This window comes from Actinophytocola sp., from assembly GCF_045807065.1.
Lineage (GTDB): Bacteria > Actinomycetota > Actinomycetes > Mycobacteriales > Pseudonocardiaceae > Actinophytocola.
Genome location: NZ_JBJMIE010000391.1, coordinates 1 through 10,370 on the forward strand (window position 1 = coordinate 1; position 10,370 = coordinate 10,370).

The following is a 10,370-nucleotide window of genomic DNA, read 5'->3' on the forward strand; positions in this document are numbered from 1 at the left end:
CCATCGCCCGCAGCCGCCGGCGCGGCTCGAACGAGCCGTCGACGACGCGCACGAAGGCGACCACGCCCCGGTACTGGTCGTATGACGTGTCGTAGATGAGCGCGCGGCCGGGCGCGTCGGGATCGCCGGTCGGCGGAGGCACCCGGTCGACGATCGCCTGCTGCACCGCCTCAACGCACGCGCCGGTCTTCGCCGAGACACGCAGCACCTCCGTCGGCTCGCAGCCGACGATGTGCGCGATCTCCTCCGCGTACTTGTCCGGGTCCGCCGCCGGGAGGTCGATCTTGTTGAGCACCGGGATGATCGTGAGCTCGTTCTCCATCGCGAGGTACAGGTTCGCCAGGGTCTGCGCCTCGATGCCCTGCGCGGCGTCGACGAGCAGGATCGCGCCCTCGCACGCCTCGAGCGCCCGGGACACCTCGTAGGTGAAGTCGACGTGCCCAGGGGTGTCGATCATGTGCAGCACGTGGTCCTGGCCGTCGACCTGCCACGGCAGCCGGACGTTCTGCGCCTTGATCGTGATGCCGCGTTCCCGCTCGATGTCCATCCGGTCCAGGTACTGCGCACGCATCGCCCGCCCCTCGACGACGCCGGTGAGCTGCAGCATCCGGTCGGCAAGGGTCGACTTGCCGTGGTCAATGTGCGCGATGATGCAGAAGTTCCTGATCAGCTCAGGCTTCGTGAAGGTCGTGTCGGCGAAAGTCGTCACTCGGGTTCCTCGCGTGTCTACGGGTACGACCTATCGTCCCATGACCGTTCAGCGCACCGGCAGGACCAGCGGCGTCCCGGACCGCGGGAGCGCCAGCACCTCCACCTCGCGCCGGTACACGTCGGTCAGCAACTGCCTGGTCAGCACCTCCGCCAGCGGCCCACACGCCCGCACCCGCCAGCTCCCGACCGGCCGCCCCGCCACCATCCGGATCACGTGCGGTACCACCAACCCGACGAACCCCACCCGGTGAACGCCACCGCCCGACGAGCAGCGCCACCACGAGCAGCCGCGGCCGTTCGACGTGTACGCCCAGGTGCCGCGCGGGCCCTCGCCCAGTGCGAGCAGGTCCAATCCGCCCTGCCACCGACGCCGCCTCGCGGCGGCCCGCGCTCAGCGGGTCGCCGCGAACCGGGCCACGGCACCCGACCGCTCGAAGCGGCGGACGTACAGGCCCGCGTCGGTGAGCCAGCGTCGCACGGCCCCCGCCGTCCCACCCGGCCCGAACAACCCGGCACGGCGGAACGCGGCGATCGCCAGGTCCTGCCGCCGTCCCGTGCCCCGCACGACCGTGTCGCCGATGAGCCAGCCACCCGGGCGCAGGCACCGCGCCAGCTCGCGCAGCGCCCGCTCCGGGTCCGGCAGGCAGTGCAGGCCGTTGAAGCTCACGCACACGTCGAACTCGCTGTCGGCGAAGGGCAGCCGCGTGACGTCGGCCTCGACCACCTCGATGGAGAGTCCCAGCCGGCGGGCCCGCCGGCGCGTCCGGCCCAACATCACCGGCGAGATGTCCGCCGCCACGTACCGGACGTCCTGGTCGCGGCGCAGCCCGCGCAACGCCGGCCCGCCGCCGCAGGGCACGTCGAGCACGGCCGAGCCGGCCGGCAGGACGCCGAGCGTGTGGATCGTGCGGTACAGCCCCCGCGTGTCCGTTCCCCACAGCAGCGCGCCGGCCGGCCGCGCCAGCCACTCGTGCTCGACCCCGTAGTCGTAGGCGACGGCGGACAGCCGTCCGGTGGCCCAGTTCGGCATGGGTCAACGGTAGCCAGCCGGCACCCGCCCTGCCCGCGTACCGGCTACTTCCAGCCCAGGTCCGTGAGGTCGACGACGGCGGTCGCGGTGTGCTCGTCACCGGACTTCGGTGCCACGACGACCACCTCCTCGTCCTTCGCGACCGAGTTGATCTTGTCGGAGCCGGCACGCACCTTCGTGTCGCCGTTCACCGCATAGGACGTGGTGAAGCCGTCGCTGCTCTTCACGGTCACGCCCGTGCCGCCGACCTCGGTCACCGTGCCCTTCTGCACCAGCACCGTCTGCGTGCCGCCGCCCTCCTTGGCCAGCACGACCTCGCCGTGCAGGAGGTCGTTGACGTCGGCGCCCGCTATCTGGTCGAGGCCGCCACCGAACGGGCCACCACCGCCCCAGGGACCGCCCCGGAACGGGCCGCCGCCACCCCAGGGACCATGCCAGTCGTTGTCCGGCGTCGGATCGGTCGTGGTCTGCGCGGCGGCACGCACCGGGTCGTCGTCCGAAGCGGACGCGATGCCGATCGCCCCGACGCTCGCCGCACCGACCACCGCGATCACGATTCCGGCCTGCCACAAGTGTTTCTTGGTCATGCCCCAATACTCGGCAAGCGGGCCGGGAAATACGTCGACCCCACGGGGAGACCTGGGCTACGCGCCGGGCGGTAACCCGCGCCGGCCCCGTACTCCCCCGGAAGTAGGGCGCCCACGCTGGTCACGTCGGTCGCGGTCTCAGCTGACCGCGATCGCCGCCACCCCCGCGACCACGATCACAGCCCCGGTCAGCCGGCGCGCGGGGTTGGGTTCGCCCAGCAGCAACCACGCGCCGACACCCCCGATGACGATGGACAGCTCCCGTGCGGGTGCCACCAGGCTGACCGGCGCCAGCCGCATCGCGAACAACACCAGGACGTAGGCGAGCGGCGACAGCAGGGCGACGGCCAGCACGGGAACCTTGTGCTCCCGCCAGAGTTCCCGGACCTCCGGTCGTCTCGCGAACGCGTAGGGCGCGAGCAGTGCGGTCTCGACGGCGGAGGAGCCGGTCATCAGCACGAGCGGCGGCGCGGCGAGCGCGGTGACCGCGTGCGCGTCCCACAGCGTGTAGGCCGCGATGAGCACCCCGGTGACCAGGCCGTACCCCATCCCCTTACTGCCACCGATCCCGAACCCGCCGATGACGAAGACACCGGCGATGACGGCGCCGGCCCCGATGAGCGCCATGGGTCCTGGTCGCTCGTGGAGCAGCCAGACGGCGGCCACAACGGACAGCAGCGGCCCGCTGCCCCTGGCCAGTGGGTACACGACGGACAGGTCCCCGACGCGGTAACCCCGCTGCAACAGGATGAAGTAGCCGAGGTGGAGCACCCCGCTCACGCCGAGCGCGACCCACCAGATCCCCGCCATCCCGTCACGCAGCACCGTCACGACGACGAAGGGCAGCAACCACACCACGCTGCAGGCGGCGGCGAGCCACACGAAGAGCGCGCCCCCGTGCGGCACCCGCTTGGCGAACAGGTTCCACCCCGCGTGGGCGACCGCGGCAGTGAGGACGAGCACGATCGCGACGGGGTTCATGCCTCCCACTCTGGCAGTCCGCCTCCCGGCTTTTCCCATGTGTGGGTTGCGTCCCGGCGAAGCTGCCGGTGTCGAGGCGGATTGTGGCTGGGTGCCGTCACGTTCCCCTGAGATAGCTGCCGACCTCACACGGACATCCACAGGACAGGCTCTAGCCGGCGGGGTCGGGCGGCCCGTCCAGCAACTCGTTCGCCGCGTGGAGGATCTTCTCGAGCGCGCTCTCCAGGTGTTCGCGTTCGGTCTGGGTCAGCCCCTCGGTGATCTTCTGCTCGATGAGCCGCCGCTCCTGTTCGACCGGTGCCCGCAACGCACGTCCCGCGTCGGTGAGCCACAGCCGGACCAGCCGGTTGTCCCGGTCGTCGCGGCGCCGGGTGATCAGGCCCGCGTCGACCATCCGCCCGGCCATCTTGACCACGGCGGGCGTGGTGACGTTGACGGCGGCGGCGATCTCGCCGGGCGTGGCGCCGTCCCGCGCCCACAGCACCGCCAGCAGGTGGTTCTGCCCGGGATGCAGGCCGAGCCGCCGCATGGCCGCGTCCGACACGGCCCGCACCGCCTTCGACGTCCTGCCGTACAGGTCCAGGAACTCGCCCACCGACACCTCCCTTGACGCCGCGATCATTAACCGGTTAGCGTTCTGTCGTTAACCGGTAAACGACCACTGGGAGTCATGATGCTACTTGTCACCGGCGCGACCGGGAACATCGGTCGCGAGCTGGTCGTCGCGTTGCGCGGTCGGGACGTCGAGGTCCGGATCCTGGTCCGCGATCCCGCCCGTGCCGCGGGCTCAGCCGCCGAAGTGGTCGTCGGCGACCTGTCCAGGCCGGAAACGCTGGCACCCGCGTTCGACGGTGTCGACAGGCTGTTCCTGCTCACCCAGGGCATCGGCACCAACCAGACCGCGCACGCCCTCGCCGCCGCGCGGAGCGCCGGGGTGAAGCACGTCGTGCACCTGTCGTCGTTCCACGTCACCTACGACCCGATCCCCGCCATGGGCCGCTGGCACCACGAACGCGAGGTGATGGTCCGCGCGTCCGGTATCCCCGCCACGTTCCTGCGCCCCGGCGGTTTCATGACCAACGCCCTCGACTGGCTGCCCACGATCCGCGAGGGGGGCTTCGTCCTCGACCCGACCGGCCCGGGCCGGTACGCGCCGATCGACCCGGCGGACATCGCCGACGTCGCCGCGCTGGCGCTCACCGAGGACGGTCACCAGGGCGAGGAGTACGCCCTGACCGGCGCGGAGACGTTCACCGTCGCGGAGCAGGTCCGGGTGCTCGCGGGCGCGCTCGGCCGTGAGCTGGCGGTGCGCGCGGTGGCCACGCCGGAGGAGGCCGTGCGGTTCCGCTTCCCACACGGCGCGCCGCCGGCACTGGCCGAGGCCGTCGTCGAGGGCCTGCGCATCATGCGGGCGGACACCGCCGGATTCCGCACCGACACCGTGCGGCGCCTGCTCGGTCGCGCGCCGAGGACCTTCGCCGACTGGTGCACGCGCAACGCGCACCGCTTCCGCTAGACCGGCTTCGACACCTCGGCCAGCAGCTCCGGCCCCTTGGCGACGAACCGGCGTACCGCGATGCCGCCCCACCACCAGAACAGCAGGACCCCGAGCCCGACCCCGACGGGAACGCCGAGCCACGCCACCACCGGCGCCCCCAGCAGCGACCCGACGAACACCACCGCGACGACCGGCAGCACCGCGACCGCGAGCAGCAGGGTGATCCCGATCTGCGTCAGCGCACGTGCCAGCCCGGGGCTGCCGCCACTGGCGAACGGGCTCGCCTTGCGGTCGGGCATGGCGTAGCCAGCGATCACCGACAGCAGAACGACCATGCCCGCTCCGCCGCCGAGCAGCGCCGGTACCAACCCCAGCGTCCACGGGAGCGCGCCGGGATCGGTCACCGCGGGCAGCACGATCGCGAAGAGCAACGCCAGCGGGCCGACGACCACCAGCCACGCGACCTGCCGCCCCCGCACATCGGCCACCTCGGCCCCCGGCACCACCAGCGTGTGCCACATGGCGCTGCCGTCCATGCCGTAGAGGTTGCCGGACATCAGCGCCCCGAACGCCACCACGAACAGCCCGGCGAACGGCGACGGCCGGCCGCCACCCGACAGCAGTGGACCCACCGTCGTGGCCGCCGCGACCACCAGCGTCGACAGCAGCGCCACCCGCCGCCGCACGTCCCGGGCCCACGTCCGCAGCTCCTTGTTCACCACGGCCCCCAGTGGCGTCCGGCTGCCGAACGCCCGCTGCCGCACCACGCCCGCGGTCGCCGCGACCCTGGTCGTGCCCCGCGTCAGCAGTGCGCCCCACGCGACGAGCAGCACGGCGTCCAGCGCCGCGAGGCCCGCGAGGCAGGCGACCGCGACTCCCCACGAGGAGCTGACCGCGACCGTCCCCCACCCGGACGGCGACCACCGCAGGACGGCGGAGAGCACGGGCGCGTTCCCGGCCGCGAGCGACGGCCCGAACGTGCGCACCAGCGACTGGACGAGGAACCCGGACAGGCCCACCAGTGCGATCAGCAGGTTCCCGAGGTCCCGCCCCCGCCGCGACCGCAGCGCCGCACCGAGCCCCGCCATGGTGACCCGCGACAACAGCACGACGAACACCAGCTGCAACGGCACGGCGAACAGCGCCACCACGATGTGCGCGCCGCTGGCGTGCACCAGCAACCCGCAGAAGGCGACGGCGGCGACAACGGCCGGCGCCCCGACGAACGCCGCCCCGAGCAGTCCCGCCGCGAGCTGCCGCGAGGACAACGGCAACAACGCGAAGTGCTCCGCCCGCAACGTCTCGTCCCCACCCCCGGTGAGCACGGGCGCGAACAACCACCCGACCGTCCACATGAGATAGAGCGCGGCGAGCACGTCGGCCGAGACACCGGGCCCGCCGAAGTCCGTCCCGGCCACCAACAGGGTGACCCCGACGGCAACCAACCCGAACAGAAGCCCGAACACGGTGAGCCCGGCCCGCTTCCCCCGGAACGAGTGCCGAAACACCCGCCACCGCATCCGAATCAGTACGCCGACCACAGCAACCCCCGGTCGCGTAGCCACCCCGTCAAGCCACCGCCGCGACCGGACCGCCCGCTGGCAACCAGCACCCCGCGATAATTCCGCCGAAACTTCCGCCCGTAACGTAGGGCAGCCCCCACCCCATCCCGGGGGCGGCCCCGGTCCCATTCTACCGGGCCATACCGACAAAACCGCTGGTCGGCGCCGCCTGTGGATAACTTTCGCCGTCGAGTCCGAGCGAAAGGGACTCTCGTGCGGTTCAGGACGCCAGCCACGACAGTCCCTCCCCGCCGCCGGTTCGGCCGCCCACGATGTGCACGAACGCCTCCTCCAGGCTCGTCGCGCCGCGTACCAGCTCGACCGGTCCCGCCGCGACCACCCGGCCGCGCGTGATCACCGCGACGTGCGTGCACAGCTGCTCGACCAGTGCCATCACGTGGCTGGACAGCACGACCGCGCCGCCCGAGGCCACGAACCGTTGCAGGATCGTGCGGATCGTCGACGCCGACACGGGGTCGACCGCCTCGAACGGCTCGTCGAGCACCAGCAGCCGCGGCGCGTGCAGCAGCGCCACCGCGAGCCCGATCTTCTTGCGCATGCCGGCCGAGTAGTCGATGACCAGCTTGTTCTGCGCGTCGACCAGCTCCAGCACGGTCAACAGCTCCTCGGCACGCTCGGCGACCGTCGGCGCCGGCAGTCCACGCAGCAGACCCATGTAGGTGAGCAGCTCACGTCCGGTGAGCCGCTCCGGCATCGCCATCCCGTCGGGGAGCACGCCGATCATGGCCTTCGCCCGCAGCGGGTCCGCCCACACGTCGACGTCGAAGATGCTCGCGGTTCCGCCGTCGGGCCGCAGCAGTCCGACGGCCATCGACAGCGAGGTGGTCTTGCCGGCTCCGTTGGGGCCGACGAGACCGAAGAACGAGCCGGCCGGCACCTCGAGGTCGATGTGGTCGACGGCGATGGTCGGGCCGAACCGCTTGTACAGCCGGGAGAGTCGCAGCGCGGTCATGTCCCGATGATGCCCTTCATCCGGGGATAGGACTTGACAGTTCACTAAAGTGATATCAGTTTGCTAGATGAGTGCCTCCGAGGGGAAGCCCTAATGACCACCGATCTCGCCATCGACACCCCGACCATGCCCGCGCCGCACGTCCGCGAACGCGTCGCCTTCGGCAGCTCCGGCCTGCCCGTGCTGGGCCTGGTGATACTCATCTACCTCGCCGGGATCGCGCTCATGCTGATCGGGATCCTGCGGCTGGCGCACCCGGACGGCGACCCCAGCACGCCCGGCGTCGTACTCGTGGTGATCAGCGCCCTGTTGCTCGTCGCGGGGTCGATCATCAGCGGCGGGCTGATCATGGTGGCGCCCGGTGAGGCGCGGCTGCTGCAGTTCCTCGGCCGCTACGTCGGCACCGTGCGCACCGACGGCCTGCGGTGGGTCAACCCGTTCACCTTCCGCCGGCGCATCTCGACGAGGATCCGCAACCACGAGACCGCGGTGACCAAGGTCAACGACGCGGACGGCAACCCGATCGAGATCGCGGCCGTGGTGGTCTGGCGGATCACTGACACCGCCCGCGCGATCTTCGAGGTCGACGACTACGACGCGTTCGTGAACATCCAGACCGAGACCGCGGTGCGGCACATCGCGACGAGCTACCCCTACGACGCGCACGGCATCGAGCAGCTGTCGCTGCGGGAGAACGCGTCGGAGATCACCGAGAAGCTGTCGGCCGAGATCGCGGCACGTGTCGAGGCGGCGGGCGTCGAGGTGATCGAGTCACGCATCACGCACCTGGCGTACGCGTCGGAGATCGCGGGCGCGATGCTGCGCCGCCAGCAGGCCGGCGCGGTGGTCGCGGCGCGGCAGCGGATCGTCGAGGGCGCGGTCGGCATGGTGCAGCTCGCGCTGCGGCAGCTCGCCGACCAGGACGTGGTCGACCTGGACGAGGAACGCAAGGCGACGATGGTCAGCAACCTGCTGGTCGTGCTGTGCTCGGACCGCGAGACCCAGCCCGTCGTGAACGCCGGCTCCCTGTACCACTGAGTGCCCGTGCCGGAACGCAAGAAGATCCTGCTCCGCCTCGACCCGGCGGTCCACGACGCCCTGGCCCGCTGGGCCGGGGACGAGCTGCGCAGCACGAACGCACAGATCGAGTTCCTGCTGCGCCGGGCCCTGGCGCAGGCAGGGCGGCTGCCGGACAACGCGGGCACGATGCCGAGGCGCGGGCGTCCCCCTAAGGGCTCTCCCCGAAGCGAGGACGGCGACGAGCCGGGCACTGTGGAGGCGTGAACGAATCCGACGCCACCGCACTGGCCCGTGCCGTCAAGGAGCTGTTCGAGACCGCGCAGCAGACCCTCCGCGGCGCGGCGGAGTCACCGCTCATCGACCGGATCACCAGCCACCTCGGCTGCCCGCTGACCGAGATCCCGAACGTCACGCTGCACCTGCCGAGCTTCGAGCACGTGAACCTGCAGCGCGGCGTGGACGCCTACCTGGCGCTGCACACCCCCACCGCGACCTGGTTCGGCATCGCCGGCAACAAGGGTTTCCTCACGGTGATGGACATGCTGGCCGAGGTCATGACCGGCAGTGCCTACAGCGGCACCTACCAGCTCGGCGCGGTCGACTACACGACGGCGTCGACGGGCCCGACGACGTCCACGGAGGTGGTGCAGCTGGGCCTGGTGTGCACGTCGGCGCCGGACGGCAGGCCGGTGGTGCTGGCCGTGCAGGGTGCGCGGGAGGACCACGGCGAGGAACGCTGCCACCTGCAGTTGCTCGCCGCCGACCGCGCGACGGCGGCCGAGGTCCGGAACGAGATCGAGCGGCTGATGCGCGAGCACGACGTGTTCCGCGGCCAGGTGCTGTCCTTCGGCGTGAGCGAGCACCGGCACAACCAGCTGCTGACGTTCCTGCCGCGCCCGTCGCTGCGCGCGTCGGACGTGGTGCTGCCGGACGGCGTGCTGTCCCTGATCGAGAAGCACGTGGTGCGCTCCGTGACCCAGACCGAGGCGCTGCGGACGCACGGCCAGCACCTGAAACGCGGCCTGCTCCTGTACGGGCAGCCGGGCACTGGCAAGACCCACACCGTCCGCTACCTGCTCAGCCGTCTGTCGGAGTGCACGGTGTTCGTGTTGAGCGGCATGGCGATGTTCCGCCACCTGCGCGCGACGACAGCGCTGGCGAGGCGGCTGGCGCCGTCGGTGGTCGTGGTGGAGGACGTGGACCTGATCGCCGAGGACCGCTCGCGCTCGGAGGGCAACCCGGTCCTGTTCGAGCTGCTGAACGAGATGGACGGCATCGGCTCGGAGGCGGACGTCACGTTCGTGCTGACGACCAACCGCGTCGAGGTGATGGAGGGGGCGCTGACGCAACGACCGGGCCGCATCGACCTGGCGGTGGAGGTCCCGAAGCCGGACGGGGACTGTCGAGAGCGCCTGCTCCGCCTGTACGCGGCGAGTACGCCATTGGAACTCCCGTCAGCCGATCGGGTGGTGGAGGCGACGGAGGGCGTGACGGCGTCGTTCATCAAGGAGCTGGTGCGCAGGGCCGTTCTCCGCCACATAGACGAGCCGGGCCCCTTCGACGAGACTGTGGTCCACGACGCGCTGGCCGAGCTGATGGCCGAACGCCAAACCCTGACGAGGAACATCCTGGGCGGCCGCTGACAGGGCGTCGATCACCCGCTGTTAAGCTGTGCGAGTTCGTGCCCGTGTGGCATTCCGCCCAGGAGGAAACTCGCGGCGTTCCGCGGGGCCACCCCATCGCGCGCACGACCTTCCGTGATCGACATCGAGGAGCACTTCCACGTGGCAAACATCAAGTCCCAGATCAAGCGGATCAAGACGAACGAGAAGGCGCGCCTGCGCAACAAGTCCGTCAAGTCCTCGGTGAAGACCGCGATCCGCAAGTTCCGCGAAGCAGCCGAAGCCGGCGACCGGGACAAGGCGACGGTCCTGCTGCGCGAGGCCAGCAAGAAGCTGGACAAGGCCGCCAGCAAGGGCGTGATCCACCCCAACCAGGCGGCGAACAA

At 71.1% G+C, this 10,370-nt stretch carries 13 protein-coding genes; 5 read left to right on the forward strand and 8 right to left on the reverse strand.

Translation table 11 applies throughout. From position 1 onward, the window contains the following. From ACJ73U_RS22865 to ACJ73U_RS22890, 6 genes are all read right to left on the reverse strand, one after another. The coding region (locus tag ACJ73U_RS22865) for a GTP-binding protein (protein WP_407779731.1) at nt 1-709 on the reverse strand (709 nt) is incomplete at its 3' end. 48 nt (nt 710-757) lie between these two features. Then, nucleotides 758-1,063 (reverse strand): hypothetical protein, encoded by a 306-nt coding sequence (locus ACJ73U_RS22870; RefSeq protein WP_407779732.1) that lies wholly within the window; start codon nt 1,061-1,063, stop codon nt 758-760. Between the two features lie 39 nt (nt 1,064-1,102). Then, complete coding sequence (locus ACJ73U_RS22875; protein WP_407779733.1) at nt 1,103-1,741, reverse strand: class I SAM-dependent methyltransferase; 639 nt, start codon at nt 1,739-1,741, stop codon at nt 1,103-1,105. Nucleotides 1,742-1,785: 44 nt separating this feature from the next. Further along, nucleotides 1,786-2,328, reverse strand: coding sequence for a hypothetical protein (locus ACJ73U_RS22880; protein WP_407779734.1), 543 nt, complete (start codon nt 2,326-2,328; stop codon nt 1,786-1,788). 138 nt (nt 2,329-2,466) lie between these two features. Then, on the reverse strand, nt 2,467-3,309 hold the full coding sequence (locus tag ACJ73U_RS22885) for an EamA family transporter (protein WP_407779735.1): 843 nt from the start codon (nt 3,307-3,309) through the stop codon (nt 2,467-2,469). A gap of 151 nt (nt 3,310-3,460) precedes the next feature. Beyond that, the gene (locus tag ACJ73U_RS22890) at nt 3,461-3,904 is read right to left on the reverse strand and encodes a MarR family winged helix-turn-helix transcriptional regulator (RefSeq protein WP_407779736.1); all 444 of its coding nucleotides are present in this window, start codon (nt 3,902-3,904) and stop codon (nt 3,461-3,463) included. Between the two features lie 78 nt (nt 3,905-3,982). Here ACJ73U_RS22890 and ACJ73U_RS22895 point away from each other — a divergent pair, with 78 nt between their 5' ends. Beyond that, on the forward strand, nt 3,983-4,825 hold the full coding sequence (locus tag ACJ73U_RS22895; protein WP_407779737.1) for an NAD(P)H-binding protein: 843 nt from the start codon (nt 3,983-3,985) through the stop codon (nt 4,823-4,825). Here the strand turns inward: ACJ73U_RS22895 and ACJ73U_RS22900 are convergent. Together ACJ73U_RS22900 and ACJ73U_RS22905 are read right to left on the reverse strand one after the other, a co-directional pair. Next, complete coding sequence (locus ACJ73U_RS22900) at nt 4,822-6,327, reverse strand: hypothetical protein (protein ID WP_407779738.1); 1,506 nt, start codon at nt 6,325-6,327, stop codon at nt 4,822-4,824. The genes ACJ73U_RS22895 and ACJ73U_RS22900 overlap by 4 nt on opposite strands. 262 nt (nt 6,328-6,589) lie before the next feature. After that, nucleotides 6,590-7,342 (reverse strand): ABC transporter ATP-binding protein, encoded by a 753-nt coding sequence (locus tag ACJ73U_RS22905; RefSeq protein ID WP_407779739.1) that lies wholly within the window; start codon nt 7,340-7,342, stop codon nt 6,590-6,592. Nucleotides 7,343-7,435: 93 nt separating this feature from the next. On the opposite strand from ACJ73U_RS22905, the gene ACJ73U_RS22910 reads away from it, so the two are divergent. The 4 genes from ACJ73U_RS22910 to rpsT form a co-directional block, all read left to right on the forward strand. After that, nucleotides 7,436-8,380 carry an SPFH domain-containing protein gene (locus tag ACJ73U_RS22910; RefSeq protein WP_407779740.1) on the forward strand — a complete coding sequence of 315 codons (945 nt, stop codon included), beginning with the start codon at nt 7,436-7,438 and terminating at the stop codon, nt 8,378-8,380. A gap of 6 nt (nt 8,381-8,386) precedes the next feature. After that, nucleotides 8,387-8,626 carry a hypothetical protein gene (locus ACJ73U_RS22915; protein ID WP_407779741.1) on the forward strand — a complete coding sequence of 80 codons (240 nt, stop codon included), beginning with the start codon at nt 8,387-8,389 and terminating at the stop codon, nt 8,624-8,626. Continuing rightward, on the forward strand, nt 8,623-10,005 hold the full coding sequence (locus ACJ73U_RS22920; protein ID WP_407779742.1) for an AAA family ATPase: 1,383 nt from the start codon (nt 8,623-8,625) through the stop codon (nt 10,003-10,005). Before ACJ73U_RS22915 ends, ACJ73U_RS22920 begins: the two co-directional genes overlap by 4 nt. A 141-nt stretch (nt 10,006-10,146) precedes the next feature. Beyond that, on the forward strand, nt 10,147-10,370 hold a 224-nt coding region (rpsT, locus tag ACJ73U_RS22925; protein ID WP_407779743.1), incomplete at its 3' end, for a 30S ribosomal protein S20.

Excerpts from the sequence above, each read along its gene's own strand:
- ACJ73U_RS22895 (WP_407779737.1), top strand. The coding sequence starts at position 3,983 with ATGCTACTTGTCACCGGCGCGACCGGGAACATCGGTCGCGAGCTGGTC.
- ACJ73U_RS22910 (WP_407779740.1), top strand. The coding sequence starts at position 7,436 with ATGACCACCGATCTCGCCATCGACACCCCGACCATGCCCGCGCCGCAC.
- ACJ73U_RS22885 (WP_407779735.1), bottom strand. The coding sequence starts at position 3,309 with ATGAACCCCGTCGCGATCGTGCTCGTCCTCACTGCCGCGGTCGCCCAC.
- ACJ73U_RS22900 (WP_407779738.1), bottom strand. The coding sequence starts at position 6,327 with ATGCGGTGGCGGGTGTTTCGGCACTCGTTCCGGGGGAAGCGGGCCGGG.
- ACJ73U_RS22875 (WP_407779733.1), bottom strand. The coding sequence starts at position 1,741 with ATGCCGAACTGGGCCACCGGACGGCTGTCCGCCGTCGCCTACGACTAC.
- ACJ73U_RS22905 (WP_407779739.1), bottom strand. The coding sequence starts at position 7,342 with ATGACCGCGCTGCGACTCTCCCGGCTGTACAAGCGGTTCGGCCCGACC.
- ACJ73U_RS22880 (WP_407779734.1), bottom strand. The coding sequence starts at position 2,328 with ATGACCAAGAAACACTTGTGGCAGGCCGGAATCGTGATCGCGGTGGTC.